At 34.5% G+C, this 20,281-nt stretch carries 18 protein-coding genes; all 18 read left to right on the forward strand.

Features of this window, described 5'->3' with window-relative positions:
• Positions 1-74: 74 nt before the first annotated feature.
• The 18 genes from RMR19_RS20045 (at position 75) to RMR19_RS20130 (ending at position 19,546) form a co-directional block, all read left to right on the forward strand.
• The gene (locus RMR19_RS20045; protein WP_310605284.1) at positions 75-341 is read left to right on the forward strand and encodes a type II toxin-antitoxin system prevent-host-death family antitoxin; all 267 of its coding nucleotides are present in this window, start codon (positions 75-77) and stop codon (positions 339-341) included.
• A complete protein-coding gene (locus RMR19_RS20050; RefSeq protein WP_310605285.1) occupies positions 331-636 on the forward strand; it encodes a type II toxin-antitoxin system RelE/ParE family toxin in 306 nt (101 codons plus the stop codon). The genes RMR19_RS20045 and RMR19_RS20050 overlap by 11 nt, the downstream gene beginning before the upstream one ends.
• 1,227 nt (positions 637-1,863) lie before the next feature.
• Positions 1,864-3,072, forward strand: coding sequence for a hypothetical protein (locus RMR19_RS20055; RefSeq protein ID WP_310605286.1), 1,209 nt, complete (start codon positions 1,864-1,866; stop codon positions 3,070-3,072).
• 14 nt (positions 3,073-3,086) lie between these two features.
• The gene (locus tag RMR19_RS20060; protein WP_310605287.1) at positions 3,087-3,899 is read left to right on the forward strand and encodes a TIGR02391 family protein; all 813 of its coding nucleotides are present in this window, start codon (positions 3,087-3,089) and stop codon (positions 3,897-3,899) included.
• Positions 3,900-3,960: 61 nt separating this feature from the next.
• On the forward strand, positions 3,961-5,766 hold the full coding sequence (locus RMR19_RS20065; RefSeq protein ID WP_310605288.1) for a hypothetical protein: 1,806 nt from the start codon (positions 3,961-3,963) through the stop codon (positions 5,764-5,766).
• On the forward strand, positions 5,702-7,387 hold the full coding sequence (locus RMR19_RS20070) for a caspase family protein (protein WP_310605289.1): 1,686 nt from the start codon (positions 5,702-5,704) through the stop codon (positions 7,385-7,387). Before RMR19_RS20065 ends, RMR19_RS20070 begins: the two co-directional genes overlap by 65 nt.
• An 842-nt stretch (positions 7,388-8,229) precedes the next feature.
• The gene (locus RMR19_RS20075; protein WP_310605290.1) at positions 8,230-9,372 is read left to right on the forward strand and encodes a radical SAM protein; all 1,143 of its coding nucleotides are present in this window, start codon (positions 8,230-8,232) and stop codon (positions 9,370-9,372) included.
• A gap of 90 nt (positions 9,373-9,462) precedes the next feature.
• Entirely contained in the window at positions 9,463-10,662 is a 1,200-nt protein-coding gene (locus tag RMR19_RS20080; RefSeq protein ID WP_310605291.1) for a hypothetical protein, read from the forward strand.
• Complete coding sequence (locus RMR19_RS20085; RefSeq protein WP_310605292.1) at positions 10,646-11,092, forward strand: hypothetical protein; 447 nt, start codon at positions 10,646-10,648, stop codon at positions 11,090-11,092. The genes RMR19_RS20080 and RMR19_RS20085 overlap by 17 nt, the downstream gene beginning before the upstream one ends.
• 2 nt (positions 11,093-11,094) lie before the next feature.
• On the forward strand, positions 11,095-11,928 hold the full coding sequence (locus tag RMR19_RS20090) for an SDR family NAD(P)-dependent oxidoreductase (RefSeq protein ID WP_310605293.1): 834 nt from the start codon (positions 11,095-11,097) through the stop codon (positions 11,926-11,928).
• Between the two features lie 6 nt (positions 11,929-11,934).
• Positions 11,935-13,005, forward strand: coding sequence for an agmatine deiminase family protein (locus RMR19_RS20095; RefSeq protein WP_310605294.1), 1,071 nt, complete (start codon positions 11,935-11,937; stop codon positions 13,003-13,005).
• 19 nt (positions 13,006-13,024) lie between these two features.
• Complete coding sequence (locus RMR19_RS20100; protein ID WP_310605295.1) at positions 13,025-13,558, forward strand: SET domain-containing protein; 534 nt, start codon at positions 13,025-13,027, stop codon at positions 13,556-13,558.
• Between the two features lie 695 nt (positions 13,559-14,253).
• Positions 14,254-14,970 carry a hypothetical protein gene (locus RMR19_RS20105; protein ID WP_310605296.1) on the forward strand — a complete coding sequence of 239 codons (717 nt, stop codon included), beginning with the start codon at positions 14,254-14,256 and terminating at the stop codon, positions 14,968-14,970.
• 474 nt (positions 14,971-15,444) lie between these two features.
• Positions 15,445-15,957: a hypothetical protein gene (locus tag RMR19_RS20110; protein WP_310605297.1), complete on the forward strand. Its 513-nt coding sequence runs from the start codon at positions 15,445-15,447 to the stop codon at positions 15,955-15,957.
• A gap of 151 nt (positions 15,958-16,108) precedes the next feature.
• Positions 16,109-17,737, forward strand: coding sequence for a DNA primase family protein (locus tag RMR19_RS20115; protein WP_310605298.1), 1,629 nt, complete (start codon positions 16,109-16,111; stop codon positions 17,735-17,737).
• 69 nt (positions 17,738-17,806) lie between these two features.
• Positions 17,807-17,995, forward strand: a complete 189-nt coding sequence (locus RMR19_RS20120) for an ICEBs1 excisionase (protein WP_310605299.1) — start codon at positions 17,807-17,809, stop codon at positions 17,993-17,995.
• Between the two features lie 62 nt (positions 17,996-18,057).
• Positions 18,058-19,137: a tyrosine-type recombinase/integrase gene (locus RMR19_RS20125; RefSeq protein WP_310605300.1), complete on the forward strand. Its 1,080-nt coding sequence runs from the start codon at positions 18,058-18,060 to the stop codon at positions 19,135-19,137.
• Positions 19,138-19,141: 4 nt separating this feature from the next.
• Complete coding sequence (locus RMR19_RS20130) at positions 19,142-19,546, forward strand: plasmid mobilization protein (protein ID WP_310605301.1); 405 nt, start codon at positions 19,142-19,144, stop codon at positions 19,544-19,546.
• The last annotated feature ends 735 nt before the right edge of the window (positions 19,547-20,281 follow it).

Here is a 20,281-nt window from a genome sequence, read left to right on the forward strand (position 1 = left end):
TTAGTGAAAATAGGTTTACAATATAAACAAAAAAAGATATAATTATATCACAATAATGATATGGAGGTGGCAAAATGATTATAAAAGCATCGGCAGCCTTGAGGAATGACTATGCAACAATTTCAAATATGGCAAAGGAAACAAAGGAGCCTATTTATATAACCAAAAATGGTGAAGGTGATTTAGTGCTTATGAGCATAGAAGCTTTTGAAAAACGAGAGCAGACCTTACAACTGCGTGCAAAGGTATTACAGGCAGAACAAGAGCGCTTGGATGGTGCAGAAACATATAGTATTTCAGAAGCTAGGAAGCGTTTGAGGGAGAGAGTAAATGACATATAAGATTGAAATTCTTCCTACTGCTTGGGAAGACTTAAAACGTATAGAAGATTGGTATGTAATACAATTTGGTGTGGAGACAGCTTTACAAGTAACGGATTCTATTCTTGATGCCCTTGAACGATTAGAAAGTTTTCCTGATTCTGGTTCAATGACACCAGATGAATGGCTGAATAGGCAAGGCTATCGGATGGTTATTTGTAAAAAGCATGTGGCGATACACAGAGTAATTGGCGAGATTGTTTACGTCTATCATATTGCGGACACACAGACTGAATATACAAAGTTGTTTTATTAATATGGCGAAAAAAATGACTAAAAGGGTAGCTCTTGCTACTCTTTTTTGCTGTCGGAAATGAAATTTATTAAAGTATCTTTGTTTGTATCATTATCGTGTACAGTAATATAGCCCATTCAAAGCCCAAAGAGTTACTATATATTCGTCGTGTACAGTAATATAGCCCATTCAAAGCCCAAAGAGTTGCTATATATTCGTCGTGTACAGTAATATAGCCTATTCAAAGCCCAAAGAGTTGCTATATATTCGTCGTGTACAGTAATATAGCTCATTCAGAACCCGCAAAGGGGCAATAATTTTTTTTCATACTCTTTCCACAAGGGAAAGTGCCACTTTTTTTACGCTTCGCTTGGTGTTGGCATAAATGCCAGCACCGAATATATCACTTTATAATATTATTTCGCACACGATCCCCTGACTAGACTACCATAGGTTTATAAATTAGAAACAGCTTTCTTAGCTTTATTTGTCCCCGACTGGGGACATGAATTAGCTGTTAATTTTGTGAATTCTGATACTTCGTCTGGTAGGGGACAAGCGTGCTACTCGATACGTTCCAGATGTCCCCGCATGATAGCGTATTTATCATGCTTTCTTATGGCTTTGTCCCCTATCCCCCAAATAGGGACAACGTTTTTACGTTGTGAGTGGACAGGCTCAAAGCCTTGATAGTGTAGGTATATGACGAATTCTCGCCTCCACTGATGGAACAGTCGGCTTTCGTCGTTAGGGCATAAGAACGAACGACACGGAGCCCTCTTTTTTGACTACGTCAACTCAGAGTTCTCTGTGGTCAGCATAGCTGACGTTCGTCGAAATCTCTGCGCCTTTGGCTTGAGATTCCACCCTGCGCTTTGCTTGTGTCTTACTGCGAAGGGCGTGTTACTCGATGACTAAATAGTCATTTTGCAACACGTCCTTCTTGCCCACTCGTAGATGATAAAACTATCTACTTCGGGGTGCCCTACAGTTACAGGTATAATTGCTGATAAAATAACATGAATAGGTATAAATGGTGAAAAATCAGTATAAAGGTAGTTTCAGCATAAGAAATACTTAGCCTGTTCCCGCAGAAATAGGCATGGAACAGGAAAAGATAAAAAACTAAATATAAGGCAAGAATGATGAGTGTACAAAGATGCTGAATTTTGCAAAAGAAAGTTGTAAGTATACGACTATAGAATTATAATTATGTTACGATATTACAAACATGGAAGAGGGGATTTGATGAGTTACGCACACGAATTATGGCCAGTCGGTGGAAAAAGCTTTTTTGATATAAATGATTCTAATTATTTGGTACACATAAAATGGAGCAGAAATTTAAAGAAAGATTATCAGAAATTGTCAGAAGACTTTTTTATATGTGGATATAAAATATGTGAAAAGATAGTTGATAGCGGTCATGATAATATTAAGTCTGATACGTGGTTTTTGCCTAGTATGTATTTATTCAGGCAGGGAATGGAATTGGGGATAAAGGCTTTCATATGCGATGTGGTTGTAAGTAAGCATAAAATACAACAAATATTTCTTGAATGTAAGCATGACCTGTATAAGCTGTTTGAAACATATGACATGGAAACAGCAACGGTACTTACTTCGGATGAACACCATTGGATAAAAGAGTATTTATTGTCGTTAGAAGAAGTTGATGCTAAGTCGGATTTATTTCGTTTTCCTTTTGAAGATGATTTCCTTTCAAAATATAGGAATAAGTTTTTGAATGTTGTTGATATGGCAAATAGTATGCTGCAAGCATATGGTATTGTACAGAAATGTTTACATATACCTGAAAGTGAAAGAATAGATAGATTTGATGCTGCTCGTTCTTCGGAATTATTACAATTTTCCAGTCATGGAATTGGTAATTGTTATTTGTGGGAGTCGCTTTCGGGTGACGGCTTTCATAAGCAGGTTTGGGGCTATAGTTTGGCAGCAGAATTTTTGTTTTATGAGTGTAGTGAAATCACAAAGGAAGATAAAACATTTCCAATTTTGTTTCTGATGAGAAACCTTATAGAGTTAGGTCTAAAAAGAATGTTTTATAAAACCATAGAACATAGGGTGCCAAGGAATGTTTTTCTAAGTAAAAGAAGGAGTCATTTGCTCTACAAAGAATTGTGGAAGCATGCACGTCCAATGATTGAACATTATTCAAAAGCTCAAGCACAAAGTTTGGAGTTAATTAATCTTGTAGAGAAACAAATACAGGAATTGAGCGGAATAGATAAGAATGGCGATATTTTTAGATATCCCACCTCATACAGTTTAGAATATCGATTTGACGATATAAATATTGACTTAAAAAATACTTATGAGTTTATGCAAGCAATATCAAATTTTTGTGATGGATGTGACAGTGAATTTGAAGCTGTTGCGGACTGGGAATCTGATATGAGAAGTGAAATGGCACAGTATGAAGAATATTATTAAGGAGATTATGCGTTATGGCAGAAAAGATAAGAAAGCTAACCAATTCTGAAATTGAAGTATTGGCAAGAACTATAGGAGAATGCATGACTGGCAGCCAGATGGATAGTATTTTTCTTGAGTGCGGAGTTATGGACACAAGTAATGAAAGTACAAAATGGAAAAGAATATTTTATACTTTTCGGGATAGACAGGAAATAGATGGGGCATCTAATGCTTTCTTAAATTTTATTAAGAAAAGTTTGAACCCAGTCAGATTTGTATCTGGTAGCAGTGACAACTATGACAAAATTTTAGCAGAAGTAAATAAGCCTTTATTATTGATGGGATTAGAATTAACAAAGGAAGGGAAATTAATAAAGACTGTTGCAGCAACTACAATTTCCGAGGTTGAGCGAAGAACTTGTAATTTGATAAATGAACTGCAAAAGAGACATATTCATACAGATGTAATAAAGTGTTGTAAGGAAGAGTATCTCAAAGAAAACTATTTCCATGCAGTATTGGAAGCTGCTAAAAGCTTAGCGGAAAAGGTAAGAGAAAAAACAGGACTTCAAGATGATGGCTCTTCACTATTTAATACTGTTTTTTCTGTAAACAATCCCAGACTGGCAATAAGTTCATTGCAGACTTCTACTGATAAAAATTTACAGAATGGGCTGAAGGAGATGCTAAATGGAATTACGCACATGGTACGAAATGTGACGGCGCATGAATTAAAAATCAAATGGGTTGTGAATGAACAGGATGCAATTGACATTTTAACGACAATTTCGTTTTTACATAAGCAGTTGGATGAGTGTGTTGTTGTTCCACAGCATATTATATAGTTAAAAGTGAATGTGAGTAAAAAACTGATATATATGAGATAGCCGTGTAGGAGGAAAAAGTTTGGAACAGCAAATTTTAGTTAAATATTGTTTCTCAGAATTGAATAATACATTACCAGATAGTAGGGAAAGTTACTATTCCGCTATAATATCGAAACTTCTATCGGAAGGAATAATTGAAAATCTCCAAACATACGAGTGTGAAAGCCCCTTTGCAGAAGGTAGTGATATTATTACATATCAACATGAAAATCTTGAAACATATGTATATTCATTTTCATGTAAAGAAATCCGAAAAAATGTTCCTATGACAATTAATTTTACTGTAAAGTTTACATATGAAACATATAATAAGGCCGAAATTTTATATGTAGAAATCTGTTCAGATAATTATACTTTTTCTACTGAAAGTGATAGCAATTGCTTGGAAGTATTAAAGCACAAACTAAGAGGAGAAATAAAAGAATGGAATAATAGATATTGTCTGGTGGATAAGCAGTCAGCATTTTATGCATCAAATTTATATCCTCGCATTTACGAAATAGAAAATTTATTTAGATATTATGTAAATGATGTGTTTACAAAAATTTTTGGAGCAAATTGGTGGAATGAAAATATTGCTGCCAATATAAAGAAAAATCGTAAAAGTCGAATTGAAGATACGCGTGAGTATGCTGGACAATACAAAGATATACAACCGTATTTAATGTCACTAGAGTTAAATGATTTAATGGAAATTGCAAAAACAAAAACATTGAAATGGACTCCTACATACGATGAAAAAGTCGAGGAGGTTCTCAATCACTACTCAAATGAAGATTTAGTATCACTTTTAAGGTCACAATGTCAACCACAGATTGATATATGGAATATGTGCTTTGGAAAACATTTAAGCGTAGATTTTTTAGATACATATAGGCTTTTTGAAAAAAGAAGAAATCAGATTGCACATAATAAATTGTTAGACAGTGAATCGTTTATGAATATCTTTACGTTGTGCGAAAAGGTTTTAATAGAGTTGACGACTGCCTATACAAAGTTTTGTGGAGAGTTCATTTCTGAAGAAGAGCAAGAGATGATAGAAGAATATAAAGCTGATTTGGCGGAGCAGGAAGCTATGGAGCAGGCAGCTTGGGATGCAATTGCTGAAAGTGAAAGTGGTGTAAAAGTACATTCAAGAGAACAGATTATTGATGTTTTCAATGAAGCACTTTATGAAATATACAGTGAATTGATAGAGATTTTTGGAGAAAGACAAGATATAGATTTTGATGATTATATAGATTTGAAGAATGTAGATACAAATCAACAGATTTTTAGAGTTACTTATATGATAGCGGATAAGACTATTAATGTCTTTGTAACATTAGATATTAATGATTCTGAGGGTCATTCTAGTGAGTTGACAATTATATGTGAGTTAGATGGTGCTATAGCTGAGAGTGTTATCGGTTTTACAAATGGAGAGTACAGCTTTAATTACGAACAAACCAATTATATGCCAGAAACACAAGATGAATTGGACGAGTTCTCGGCGGAGAAGACAAAGAAAGTGTTATGTAATTTTATTGAAGAGAATTTACCAAATCTTCGTGAAAAAGCAGATATACAAAATCATCTTGATGCAATGGGCAAATCGTCCGCTATTACAGAAAGAGATGTTTTTTGCTGTGAATGTGGTGAGGAATATATATGTACAGATGATGATTATGCGCCAGTCGGAACATGTCTTAACTGCGGGGCAAAAAATTACATAATCTACTGTACATATTGCCAATGTCCTATTGAAGCTGTTGACATAGATGAAAAGGATGAAGAGCAATGTTATTGCTCTGCTTGTAACAATAAGTTATTTGGTGAAGATTAAGCTTTATATAAGAGAAGGTAAAGTGTATAAAAGAAGCAATGAGGCATTTTTCTGTGATAGCGTAGAGATGGGAGGCAATATGGACAATATAAAAGTATTAATAGTCGGAGTAAGTAGCTACGATTTAGAAGGTGCAGATGATTTGCCTTTTTGCATAAATGATATTAATCTTATAAAAGATTCTCTTATCAGAGGAATAGAGGTAGAAGAAAATAATGTTTTGTGTTGTGGCCTAAGTGGTCGTGTGCTAAAGGATGAAATAGTGAAAGGTTTGCAAGCGATTAAATCGGTTTGTAATAATGAGGATACTATTATACTTTATTTTTCTGGTCATGGTACTACTTTACAAGATAAAAAACATTATTTAGTTGTTACAGATGGATTGATCTGTACAGAGAGTATAATAAAATATTTGGAAGCAGTGAAGGCAAAGAATAAGATTATAATTATGGATTGCTGTATGTCTGGAAATTTTAAAATAGATAATCATATCGAGTTTGATTTAGAGGAGACTGTAAATCATTTTTATGGTAAGGGATATGCAGTTATGGCATCTAGCAGTGCAAATCAAGTATCGTATGGTCACCCTGAAAAACCAGTAAGCGTTTTTACTGATTTTTTAAGCAGTGCGTTATTAAATAAATTTATTATTAGAGAAGGACGGAAATCACTGTTTGATATAAAGAAACTCTTATTTTTATATTTGGAGGTTTGGAACAAAAGACATCCAGAACAGAAGCAGAATCCTATTTTTAAGGCGGATATGGGTGGAACGATATTTTTTTCGTGTTCCGATTACAAACCTTATATAACAAGTAAAATATATAAAGAGTATGATGAATTTACTATCTATGATGTAGAACCAGTGCATACAGGAAGCCTTAAAAGATATTCACTTAAAGTAATATTGAAGGAACCATATTCATTTGCAGAAATTTCAAATATAAATAAGAAGATTGTTAAAGAAGCTATTCACTTTGAGGTTTACCCAAACGCGAAAAGTGAAAAAAATCATAAATCAAAATATGCTAATATTATATGGGTATATTATGGCCTAGATGAAAGCGACATGATAAATAGTAATTATCTATTACATACTACTTGGGTTGATGATAAGCAAGATAAAAAGTGGTGGTATAGTGAAAGCAAATATACTTTTATGCTGAACGAGGTACATATTTCTGTACATTCATATTATGAGGCGATAAGAAATCTACATGATGATAATGTGATGGGCAAAGATGAATTTATGATAAAGAGTCATAAGATAATAGTTAATATTATAAATCAGGCAGAAAAAGTTATTAATGCGTATACAGATTTACAAAATGAGATTATTGATGAAAATGAGATGTTTGAAAGAATGGATACTGTAATTCCAGAAATAAATAAACTCTATAACGAATTCACGGAAATGGATTTTGCACCAGATGATATTAGAGAATGGCAAAAAGAATGTGATGGTTTAGTAGCTACGATACATAATTTCATTTTCTTTTATAATTCAAAATATCGAGAAAATAGAACCAGTGATAATAGAATGGCTTGCATGGATATATATATTAAAGAATATTATAAAGATTTAGACAAATTGAGGAATATTGAAAATAAGTTGTTTTAATGTGGAGGTTGTGTTGCGTATTCAAAACTACAGTCAAGGGGTGGAATTGTTCTGCGAACCGTTAAAAACTATGGACAACCTGCTGGAGTTTATGCTGGTTCTGCTCTGGAGCTTCTTCGGGGATATGTAGGCAAGAGGCTTATGTCACTCTTGACAGCGAGATGATAAATGCTGTTAAATTTTGCGAAAGGCGACGGTGACGGAATCAATACATTAATATGCACGCCTATTTCGGGTAAGTGTATCATTTATCATCTTGTCCTGTACAAGAGCGGGCTCCTTGTTATAACGTGAGAAATGAAATTGCTCACGGAACACTAGATGATAATGATTTTAGTATGGTTAATGATATGTATACATGATGGTTTGTTTTTAGAGTATGTTATATGTTTGCAAGTGAGATTAGCTATAAAAATGTAGAAAAAATAATGGCTAAAAGAAAAGCAAATCATAATACGAGAGGAATTGATTGATGTACTGTACAAGTCATCAGAACTACTAACATTTCACACGGTGTGGACATTTGGCTGCTGCCTTGGAAATTCCAGTGCAGCAATTAAATGGGGAGGCGCAAAATATTGAAATATTCCTTGAATGAATCTTGAATCAACTTAAAAACTGGATTGGAGGCTCAAGGAACTTGAGGATTAAAGTCAAGTTCTCTTGAAATTTGATGAATTATTTGTTATAATACGTATACATGAGAGTGCATAAACGAAATATGTGAGCTGCACAGGGGTATAGAAATGCCCTACACGTAGATTATAACCCTACGAAATCACTGTAACAGGTGATTTTGTGGGGTTTTTTAATTATATATTCAAGGACAAAGGAGATTAATTATGCCACACTGTAACAAACAAATGATTTCTTTTTTTTTGACAACAAAGTGTAGATTGCGTTGTAAATACTGTTATAATCAGGAAGAAAGAGAAAAACTTGAAGAAAAGTCACTATCATTTGAGGTGGCTAAGGCTGGAATCGACGAGTATTTTTCTAATAATAATAGTCGTCATATTCGATTTTATGGACCAGGTGAGCCAACGGAAGAGTTTGAGTTAATGCAACAAATAACCAAGTATGCCAGACAAAAAGAAGGTAGTGTTACTGTAACGACTGAATTGCAAACCAATGGAACTTTTAATCCAGCGGTTCGGGAATGGATTTTAAACAATATCAATATTATATGGATATCATTTGATGGAACTCCAGAATTCCATGATAAGCAACGACCTTTTCCTAATGATGAGCCTTCGTCGCCTATCATTGAGGACAATATACGATGGTTGCTGAACAATAAAGGTGACAGAAATCTAATGATAGGCGGGAGGGTAACGGTTACAGATTTAAATAATAATCATCAAAAGCAAATGATAGATTATTTTATGCAAATGGGAATAGATTATGTATGGTCAGACCCTGAATTTCCACCAGTAGGAATCAAACCATTTTGTGATGACAAAGGCGCACAAGATAAATATCATTTTGACATGGATACATATGTGAATAATTATATTGAAGCATATCGATATGCGAAACAGGTTGGTATGTTTTACGGTAGTTTTCTGATTTGTAATTTTGATTCAAATACAAAAATTAACTGTCGTTGTTGTACGCCTGTTCCCCATCTAACACCAGATGGCTATATTTCCGCATGTGACTTAGTTGTATTCGGTACTAATGCCAATCACATGGATTGCTTTATTTATGGTAAATTTGATGAACTAACCAAAAAAATCATATATTATCCTGAAAAAATTAAGACTCTCCAAAATAGAAATTCGGATAATCTTGCCCATTGTAAGGCATGTCCAGCTAAACTACATTGTAGTGGATATTGTCCTGGAGAAATTGTAAATGAAACAGGAAAGCTAGATGGAATAAAACCGTTTGCGTGCAAAGCAGTAAAAAAGTTATATAAAGAACTATATGCTGAAATTCAAGATGATTTAAAAGGTGGTTTATTTATGTATCCCCATCCTTAAGACCAGTGTGTACAAATTATAATAACTTATAGGAAAAACAAATCCGTATGAAATTATTACACTAATAAATGCGAAATGGAGAGGGGAGATATGCAATCACAACAAAACAAACTGACCATCAGCGAGTTTGAAGCGTTGTCTGACGAAGAAGTTAGTAAATATGTCCAAGAACATGAAAGAAATGATCTTGTTGAATTATTGCTTCTTATAAGAAATAAGCGTGCTGTTCGGTGGAAAGACAGAGCTATGCTACAAATGATTGAAAAATCTCCGCTGACGCTATGGGCAAGCAATAGTGCTTATAAGATAGTTCTTTGGGCAGGCACTTGCATAGAGACATATAATCGTAATCTTATTGACAAGCAATTTCCTGAGATAATGAGCATTTACGAGCGTGCCCAAGCAATGGATGATAGCATTAGGATTATTGAGGCAGACGAGGAGACTTTGGGACAATTACTAGTTGATTTTAAAAATTACTATACAAAAGATATGCAAGGAACAAGAACTGGTTTTAATCTTGTTACAAATAGTATGCAACTTGTTGACGATGAAACAGGGGAAAAATATTATGCAGAAATAGGACTTCCAATTGATTTAGAGAAAGCATTGGAAGAACATCAAAGCAGGCAAAAAGAATTTGATGAATGTGTTAAGGCTTTTAAAGAATCTGTTCGAGCATTGAATGAGAAGTATACAAAGGGTATAAGTGAGCTTCGCTCTCGAATTGATAAGGAATGTTCCTTGGAATCAGAGCAGAAAACTGCATTAAGAAAGTTAATTAATGACAAAGGTGCCATTATTACTTCAAATCTAAATAAGAGTGAGAAAGCATTCGACTTTGAACAGTTTTTACAAGATAATAAAGAGGCTATTGACTCGACATTGAATAAGCTTAACGATGAGATGGAGAATGCCATTAATCAATTACCCTCTGTGGAAGTGGTTGATGAGCAAGAAAGTCCAGCTGCTCTTAAAATTGAAATCGACCGAAAAATGGAAATAATCCATATTACATTTGGCGCTGAGATAGAAAAAAGAACATCCGCTCCGACAATGAATAGCTCCAGACTAGAAGCGATTCGAACGGAAGCAATTAGCACACTTCAAAGTAAACGAGATCAACTCATAAGAGATTTAACATCAATGAAGGAATCAGTCGATTCATCCCCAAGCTATGCATTGAACCTGTATCGTCAACGATTAGATGTGGTCGAAACTAAAATGCGCGCATTTATAGATGATATAAATGGTCCAAAGGAGCGTGAAAAGAATGGAAAGAAGAAATGATAAAATTCACTATAAACTGTTTCGTATTGATCAAGAGTATTATACATTTATTAGTGGTGCGTTAATATCCATTCCTCTTACACTTTTATTTGAGATTGTCGAAAACTATAGTGAGGTAGCGTTTTGGATAGGTCTTATCATGTCCATATTTACAAGTTTTTTTTGTTTTAGACTGTCAATAATATTGAAGGATGTGAATGAAACTTATCAAGCAAATAAACAAGGAGTAGGCGATATAGTTATAGCTTGGAACAATGCGATTGATAGAAAAAAAACGTCTTGCATAACGTTCTTGATTCTCACGATTATGACGCTTATATGCACTGTAATCTGCATTTTCCTAATGCAGTTTATTGACTCTTCTAGTACGGCTAATGTAGAAAACACTGTTTCACAGGTTGAATCAGTACAACCAATTTTAAGGAGGTAAAAATGAAAAAAGTAGTATTAATCACAGGGGTATCTCGCAACATCGGAAAAAGTATATGCCGTAAATTTTTGTCTGAAGGTTATCAAGTAATAGGTACATACAATACAAGCAAAAGCATTGCTGAACAACTTGAAAAAGAGTATAGTGACTTAACGTTATACCAAGTTGATTTTTGTGATGAAAATTCGACAACTGTATTTATCGAAAAGATGAAGGAATACCGTTTCGATGTAATTGTTAACAATGCAGGAACTATGAATTTAACTGAAGATGATGAAATTGTCCATGAGTTCAGAAATTTCTCACTTCCTAACTTTGAGGCAGTTATGCGGTGTAATTTTTATGCACCCATGCGAATATGTATTGAATTGCAAGATTATATCAACACCAATGGAACAATTGTAAATATTGCAAGTACAGATGGCATGCTTGCAACATATGCAAGTCTCTCATACTCTGCAAGTAAGGCTGCCTTAATCAATGTTAGTAAGAGTTTGGGAAATAACTTCTATCCCAAAAGTAAGGTTCGTGTTATATCGATTTCGCCTGGTTGGATTATGGCTGACGATGATAGCAGCATGGGAAGCGATGAAAACTCGGCTGGTGGAAAAGCAGGAATATTATCTCCGATTGGTCGTAATGGTTATACAACAGAGATTGCGGAAAAAGTATATGAGCATGTTGTTTCGAAGTCTATTCTAGATAACGGAAATAACTATGTTTATGATGGAGGGTTTACCAATTACGATGTAATATATTGGGAGGAGGCAAATGGAGTATCATTGCTTCGAGACATCACAGAAGTTAAAAAAGATATGGAAGCGAAAGGAGAATGATTTGGTATGATATCCCCCAAAAGTGATGGATTTATTACGCGAGGAGAGCACGAAAAACATTTCGGTACCATCATTATGTTTCCAGAGCGAAAAGATATATGGAGAGACAGTGCTGTTCACGCACAAAACCTAATTATTGACTTGGCAAATACTATAGTCAACTATGAAGAAGTGTTTTTTTGTGTTAAGCCTCATCTTTGTGCTCTTGTGTGTAATCGACTTGATAGTAGGGTTCGAATTGTTGAGATTGAATATGATGATATTTGGGCAAGAGATATATCGCCTAATTTTGTCGTGAACAAATCCGAAATCAGGGCAGTATGCTGGAATTTTAATTCTTGGGGAGGGCTTACCGAGGGAGCATACTATCCTTGGGATCGGGATGCTATGTTTGCAAAAACTCTTTCAGATTATCTTGGAATAAAGAAGTATATCGTTAATGATGTTGTTTTAGAAGGAGGTGCAGTTATAGCTGACGGTAGTGGTACACTTTATACTACTAAGAATGTACTGCTCAATAAAAATAGGAATCCAGAAATGTCCCCTTGGCAAATAGAGGATTACTTAAAAAGATATTTCTGTGCAGAGCGAATCGTTTGGCTTGAGGATGGATTAGCTCTTGATGAAACAAATGGTCATGTTGATAACGTCTGCAGTATTGTTCGTCCAGGTGAGTTATGTATGGCATGGACGGATGATGAAAACAATCCTCAGTATCATTTGTCAAGACAGGTATTAAGCAATTTGAAAGCCAGTGGAACAGTTCAAACATTACACAAGATACCCATACCTTCACCGCAATTTATAACACATGGTGAAGCTTTAGGTCTTGTACAGGAATCATTTTCAACGAATAGAATCGAAGGCTTCCAGTTAGTTCCTTCTTACATAAATTATTATTTGATTAACGCTGGACTTATTTTTCCGACATTCCAGTGTGAAGAGGATGAAATCGCATTAAGTATAATAAAAAAAATTTACCCCAACAGAGAAATAATACCATTTAGTGCTCGCGAACCCTTAATTGGTGGTGGAGGTTTCCATTGCATTTTACATGAGATTCCAAGCGTTTTATAGTATATAAGGAGGAAAATTGATGGTATATTCATATTTGACACCAAAGGCGAATGAACGAGAAGACGCTATTAGCGGACAAGGCTCTTTTGCTATTGAACCTATTTCTAAAGGTGAGATAGTTTTCATTAAAGGAGGATACATTTTAACACGAGAAACTATGTTAATTGAAAAACTTGGCTATAATTACTGGCCCTTAAGTGATGAATTGTTTTTAGCTCCAAAGAAAGATTCTGCACGTGATGAAATACAAAAAATTTTGCTTCGCGTAAATCATTCGTGTAACCCAAATTGTGGTTTGCGTGGAGAAATAACGGGTATTGCTTTGCGTGACATTGAGATTGGTGAAGAGTTAACGATGGACTATGCCATGTTGGATGACGAAACCGATGAGGCTTATAATTTAGCATGTACATGTGGCGAAGCAAACTGTCGTGGTATAATCACAGGGCAGGATTGGCGATATATTGAATTACAAGAACGATATAAAGGATATTTTGCGGCTTATCTTCAAGAGAAGATTGACAAACAAAGAAATGAAATTGAGACAAAATAACTGTACAAAAAATTTTAAAATATGATTACAATTACCATCAATTGAAACTGTGCATCTGTTCTCTTAAGGTTGTATTTGGGGTTTGTCAGAGAAAATATAGATTATTATGGTTAGTTGTAGAATACTGGCAGAACGGCTAAAAAAATTTGTTTATATATTTCATGGATACGTCAGACAAGAGATTTGTGCCACTCTTGACAGAGAGATGATAAATGCTGTTGAACTCTGCGAAAGGCGACGATGACGGAATCAGTACATTAATATGCACGCCTATTTCTGCTAAGTATATCATTTATCATCTTGTTTCTGTACAAGAGCAAGCTCCTTCGGAGTGACGAAAGTTTTACAGGCTCTGACTCTGGAATCGGTTGGCAGTACCTATTTTTGTTTTACTCTTTGGGAAGGATGTAATATTAGTTGTTTCGGGTCATGTTAAATAGTGTTATATGAATTTATTGAATAGAGTTCAATAAGGTGTGAATTATGCACTTGACAGACATTTAAATCCATGCTAATATAGCACTATGAAGTATGTAGTTAAAACTTTTGGAATATGTAATCCCAAATTGAAAGTTGATACAAATTTACAAATATGTGAATTTCCTATTTACAAATCATAATTCATGTGTTAATATAGAATCAGAAAGCAGGGAACATACATGTTAGGTACATAGGATTATAGCAAAGTTAAAGAATTGATAACTAAAGCAAAAGGTTCTGACAGAACGATGAAAGAATATGCTTTACAAGCAGGTATGGGAACTTCAAGCCTAAGCATGATTGTATCAGGAAAAAGAAAGGCATCAATTAAGAACTTTCAAGTATTAACAAGTGATGCTGCAAAACCAAGAAATGGTGTAACATTTGAAGAACTTGTATCAGCCGCAGGATTTGTGAGTATCGTTAATAATCCGCTTAGCGATGTGGTCTTTCTTACGGAAAGTGATGAGGATGCTGATATTGAACAGAGATTCAATCATCAAAAAGAACTGGAGATAATATCCAGTGGAGTGATTCAGAGAGTTCTTTCAACTAAGGGCTATATATTTGAAGTGACTACACCACGTACTAAGTGGTACTCGCCTAGTCTTGCGATTGAGCTAAAAGAGGCTGATAAAGGCTGGTGGTTCGATGTAAATACATTTATTAATGTAGAAGAAGAATTGCTAATGCCAAAGTTACAACAAATACTAACTCGACTTTTGACAGCGCAACCTGATTTCAATAGAACAATAACCGTTATTGTTGATATAGAAGAAGCCTATGATAAGCTGGAAGCACTGGCAGGAGAACTGGCGTATAAAGGTGATTTATCTGTAGCCTATCTAAATCGGCAGTATATGAGATTTGAAAAAGAAAAATACTTATCTTGTTATGGCGATGACAGTAACCAGAAGTTGTTTTTGATTTAATATGATATTGACCGAGTAATACACGGTTGATGATAGATTAGTAATTATTAGAAATTATATGGAGGAAAATAAGCCAAAAACCCAGGTGAACTACAGAAGATTCATATATACATAAATTTTGTAGATCATCGGTTAGAACATTTTTTGGACCACTTTACATTGGACAGATGAAGCTGAAAGATGTAAAACCTTGGTTGATTGTACGGACATTAGTACTCGAGCGTGGGCTCGCCTGACTAAACTATGGAGTCAGGAAATCCTTTTAATTTAATCAGAAAGTATTTTTATTAGACCTGATTATAGGATAGAGTGCGATTAGTTTGTTCAACAACGTTATTAAGATAAATTTGATTTATTTTAGCACTCTATTCCTTAGAACAGGAAAGAGTGCTTTTTTTGTTACTAAAAATCAAAAAAGGAGTTTTAGTATGACTAGAACACTAGAAGAAAAACTATACAAAAGGAGAAATTGAAATGGCAGGATATTATGGATTCTCGATGAGTAATAATGCGGTTCAAGCTTATGAAGATGGAGAAAAATCAATTTCAAAATGGACGAAATCAGATATTTTAAAAGCGATTAAAACAGCAGAAATTGAATTACAATGTAGCTTATCATTATTAAAGAAATTACACGTGGAAGATTTGAGAGAAGTGGCGCTTTTTCAATCATCATGGCACCATACAGGTACCTATTACAACGAAACAGCTTTTTATTATTTGGATTATGGAAGATTAGAAACAATAACGGATAACAAATTAATGGAAATTATTGAGTATTCGAAACAAAATGCTGCAAGAAAAAAAGAATCAATTGGAATCAAATGGAGATGTGCTTTTTTAGAATGGAGCGGAACAAGAAACCACCCAAAAGCTACAGAAGTTGTAGAAGAAGGTATTGTAAAAGGAAATTTCTTCTATAGAAAAGACGGAAGTAAAAAAAGGACTGATGCTAATGGATTTAGATTTATTGAGAAACTGCAATAGGTAACAAAAAATAATCTAAAAAAGGGAGAATTCCTGAATAAACAATGAATTCAGGAATTCCCTTTGAAAATCAAATCAGAAAATGTATTAGACTGATTGATAGAAATGAAGTTTTTTGAAACTAAAAATAGAAAAATAAGGAGATAAAATTATGACGATTAATGAATTGATTCGTATGCGTACGATTGATTATTTAGCACAGCTTGACCCTGATTGTCTTCCGTCACCATCTGATATAGAATCAGAGCTGGTGAGTACCATAAAAAAAGCTGTTGTTTTGGAAAATCAAAATTTATCTAAAACAGAAAAGTTAACAGCGCCACAAAAATTATGTGCCAGTCAAATTGCGTTGGTTATGTTACATACACATAATATTGTTAGGGTGAAAACCTGTGAAGGGAATGTAAATCCTGATTACGATTTACTTGCAATTTATAAAGATAATGGTGTAAATGAAGGCATATATGTTACTGACGAAACCGAGTTTAAAAGAGTTGCACACTCTTATAATTTTTCCATCACAAGTAAGGAATTACATGATGTTATGGAGATGTTACTTATGCACGCTCCAAGGGTTTCACGTACTATGGATAGAGACTTAATAGCTGTAAATAACGGAATCTTCAATTTCAAGACAAAGATACTTGAACCGTTTTCACCAGACTATGTATTCATGGTTAAGTCAAAGGTTAATTATAACCCCTTTGCAAAGAATGTTGTCATCCATAATGATGAAGACGGTACAAATTGGGATATTGAAAGTTGGATGGAGGAGCTATTTGATGATCCAGAGTTAACACAACTAATGTGGGAAATTTTGAGCGCTATTATACGTCCATTCGTTAAAAGGCAGAAGATGGCTGTGCTGTATGCTCAGTCTGGAAATAATGGAAAGGGCAGTTTGTGTGAGCTGATGAGAGCGTTAATTGGTGAAGGCAGTTATGCATCGCTATCTCTTTCGGATTTTGGAACAGATTTTTTGTTGGAGCCACTCATTAGAGCAAATGCTATTATTCGTGACGAGAATGATGTGGGTACGTTTGTAGATAAGGCTGCTAACTTGAAAGCGGTTATAACAAACGATGTTATATCTATTAACAGAAAACATAAAACACCTATCAGTTATCAATTTTATGGTTTTATGGTGCAATGCCTTAATGAATTTCCAAGAATTAAGGACAAGTCAGATTCATTTTATCGTAGGCAATTATTTATTCCATTTGATAAGTGCTTCACAGGTAAAGAACGAAAGTACATTAAAGAACGATACCTGCATATGGATACAGTTTTGGAATTTGTTCTGTTTAGAATATTAAATATGAATTTCTACAGCCTGTCAGAGCCTACTGTATGTAGATTGGCACTTGCTGAGTTCAAGGAATTTAATGACCCTGTTAGACAATTCTTGGATGAAATGTTGGAACAGCTTGTATGGGATATGATTCCATTTAGTTTCTTGCATGATTTGTTTAAGTCTTGGAGTCATAAGAATAATCCAAATGGTTCAATACAGGGGAAAAACACATTTATTAATGATGTGGTAAATATGTTGGGTGAATATCCTGAGTGGTACTGTCAAGATAGGAAAAAGGCATTGCGCCCTAGAAAGAGAATGGACAAACCAGAACCGCTTATTGTTGAGTATGGTTTAGAGGAATGGAAGAATCCATCTTATATGGGTGGTGATATTGATAGGATTTGTACGCCGAAACTCAAGCAGAGCTATAGAGGTCTCTTGCGTACTGGATGCAATGACGACGCAGATGATACAGATGATTAAAACACAAGCACAGGAGCCTCCCTACAGAAGGGAGGCTCAATATATAAAATAGTGAAAGGAATGAAAGATATGGATAAACGTATTTTTTATAATGTAGAAGAGGTTGCGGCTATATTAGACGTTTCAAATGGACATGCATATAAAGTTATTAGGAGTCTTAATGATGAACTTAAAGAGCAAGGCTTTATTGTGATTGCAGGCAGGATTCCCAAGGCTTATTTTAACGAAAAGTATTACGGACTTCATAGTGTAATGTAAAAAGAATGAATGAGCACTCCCTAGAAATGCAATTTCTAGGGAGTGAGAAAGGATAATTTGACATGAATGTTAAGAAAAACGAAAAGGGATTATGGGATGTTCAGTGGTATACAAAGAATTATCAGGGAAAGAATGTTAAGCATCATAAGCGCAATTTTCCTACTAAAAAGGCTGCAACTGAATATGTAGAACAGTTTAACCTTAGAGCCTCTCAGAGCTCAGATATGACGTTTCAGTCGTTATATGAAATATACATTAAGGATATGGAAGTGAGATTACGTTATAGCACGTTAAAGGGTAAAAAATATATGGTAGAGCTAAAAATTTTACCTTACTTCGGAAAGAAGAAACTCACGGATATTACGCCTGCCGATATCAGATTGTGGCAACAGGATTTAATGAAAAAAGGTTTTAAGCCTACATATTTAAAGACAATTAATAATCAAATGGCAGTCATGATGAAATATGCCTGTAGATATTACGGATTAAAACAGAATCCTTGCGAAATAGCAGGTTCAATGGGCAAGGGTAAAGCGGATGAAATGGATTATTACACGTTAGAAGAATTTGAAGAATTTGTAGCAGTTCTTAAAGATAAGCCAACAGCCTACTATGCCCTGCAGACATTATATTGGACTGGAATGAGGTGTGGAGAACTTTTAGCCTTGACGATAGAGGATATTGATTTTGATAAAAAGACATTGACAGTAAACAAATCCTTGCAAAGAATAGATAGGAAAGAGTATATCACAGACCCCAAAACGCACAGAGGAAAGAGAGTTATCGCTCTGTCAGATAATTTAATTGAAATGTTACAGGAGTACATGGGGATGCTTTATGGCATGACATCGAAAGACCATATCTTTCAGGTTTCAAAATCATATCTTGAAAATGCTATGGCTCGTGGAGCGAAATTATCGGGCGTTAAAAAAATCAGGCTTCACGATTTGCGCCATTCGCATGCTTCATTGTTGATTTCCAAACTGGATGCAAAGCCTTTGCATGTGGCACAAAGATTAGGGCATGAAAGAATTAATACTACCCTTGGGACATATGCACATATGTATCCTAATCAAGCAGAAGAGTTGGCAGAGAAAATCAATGAAATTTCAAAATTAAATAAAAATGTGGAAGGAGATTAGATACATGCCAGGTATTCATAAGAATCCAACAATTTCATTTAGGGCAAATAAGTGGGAGAGAGATTTGATAGAAGAGCGTGTTGCATTATCTGGAATAAACAAAAAAGATTTTATAGCAAGAAGCTGCATATATTCTAATATTGTCGTTGTAGGGAAAAAGGAAAATGTGCAGAAGATTGTTAATGCTATGGAAAACTTAATAGATGTATTCAATGAGATCGTCAGACAATTACAGTCTGGCGATGTTTCATTTTCAGAGGATGTATATAATAATATGCGAAATGATGCTCTTGCAACAGCATTGACTATTGTAGAAATTTTAAATGGTGCGGCATATCTTTTTGACAAAGAACCGCAGCCATTTACAAAAGACTATAAGAAGTTGCTTGACCCAGAAAATGATGAATAGTACAATATATATAACATATGGAAAAAGCTGATAATTACTGGTGTTTCGAGTGGTTATACTCTGGTTCTATTCTGGTTCTAAGAATGTATGATATGAGTGTAAAACACGGATAATATCGTAAATAAAGCTAATAAAACGGTATATATTTGTATAGTTGCAGGTGGATTGCAATTCTTGTGCGAGAATTCGAATAAGCTACGAGCAATGTAAGGATAAAATAAAAGACAACTAGACGGAAGTGCTTGCACTTACGGATAGTTGTTTTTTGTTTTAGACTTATGTGGCGACAGCCACACAGTGAGGAAATACGAAGTATTTTCGAACTGAGCATTGCGTAGACTGAGGATGAAGCGAAGCGCATGCTGGGGCTGAAACATTGCGACGGCTGGTCATATGTGATAAAATATTTTTGATGTAACGAGCTTCAAATCATAATATTTGTCGAAATAATATAGAAAGTATTTTGCCTGATATTATTTTAGATACTGGAGCAATATTATTACAGTATGGAATAGATGGGAGAGTAATTAATTCATCTGGTCACACAAAAGGGTCAATAGGAATAGTGCTATCAACAAGCGAAAGAAAGTGCTTTGTTAATAAAAAGCATGAATGAAAAAATATTATGGGCATGGAAGAATGACTGAAAAAAGAATATAATGCTATATAATTTCAAATTTGAGGAGACGTTTTATGTTTAATGAAATATGCATATACGAAGCAAAACTAACAAAG

Source organism: Anaerosporobacter sp. (assembly GCF_031551385.1).
Lineage (GTDB): Bacteria > Bacillota > Clostridia > Lachnospirales > Lachnospiraceae > Anaerosporobacter.

Coding starts and splice junctions, on each gene's coding strand:
- RMR19_RS20045 (WP_310605284.1), top strand. CDS start 75: ATGATTATAAAAGCATCGGCAGCCTTGAGGAATGACTATGCAACAATT.
- RMR19_RS20050 (WP_310605285.1), top strand. CDS start 331: ATGACATATAAGATTGAAATTCTTCCTACTGCTTGGGAAGACTTAAAA.
- RMR19_RS20055 (WP_310605286.1), top strand. CDS start 1,864: ATGAGTTACGCACACGAATTATGGCCAGTCGGTGGAAAAAGCTTTTTT.
- RMR19_RS20060 (WP_310605287.1), top strand. CDS start 3,087: ATGGCAGAAAAGATAAGAAAGCTAACCAATTCTGAAATTGAAGTATTG.
- RMR19_RS20070 (WP_310605289.1), top strand. CDS start 5,702: ATGAAAAGGATGAAGAGCAATGTTATTGCTCTGCTTGTAACAATAAGT.
- RMR19_RS20075 (WP_310605290.1), top strand. CDS start 8,230: ATGCCACACTGTAACAAACAAATGATTTCTTTTTTTTTGACAACAAAG.
- RMR19_RS20080 (WP_310605291.1), top strand. CDS start 9,463: ATGCAATCACAACAAAACAAACTGACCATCAGCGAGTTTGAAGCGTTG.
- RMR19_RS20085 (WP_310605292.1), top strand. CDS start 10,646: ATGGAAAGAAGAAATGATAAAATTCACTATAAACTGTTTCGTATTGAT.
- RMR19_RS20090 (WP_310605293.1), top strand. CDS start 11,095: ATGAAAAAAGTAGTATTAATCACAGGGGTATCTCGCAACATCGGAAAA.
- RMR19_RS20095 (WP_310605294.1), top strand. CDS start 11,935: ATGATATCCCCCAAAAGTGATGGATTTATTACGCGAGGAGAGCACGAA.
- RMR19_RS20100 (WP_310605295.1), top strand. CDS start 13,025: ATGGTATATTCATATTTGACACCAAAGGCGAATGAACGAGAAGACGCT.
- RMR19_RS20110 (WP_310605297.1), top strand. CDS start 15,445: ATGGCAGGATATTATGGATTCTCGATGAGTAATAATGCGGTTCAAGCT.
- RMR19_RS20115 (WP_310605298.1), top strand. CDS start 16,109: ATGACGATTAATGAATTGATTCGTATGCGTACGATTGATTATTTAGCA.
- RMR19_RS20120 (WP_310605299.1), top strand. CDS start 17,807: ATGGATAAACGTATTTTTTATAATGTAGAAGAGGTTGCGGCTATATTA.
- RMR19_RS20125 (WP_310605300.1), top strand. CDS start 18,058: ATGAATGTTAAGAAAAACGAAAAGGGATTATGGGATGTTCAGTGGTAT.
- RMR19_RS20130 (WP_310605301.1), top strand. CDS start 19,142: ATGCCAGGTATTCATAAGAATCCAACAATTTCATTTAGGGCAAATAAG.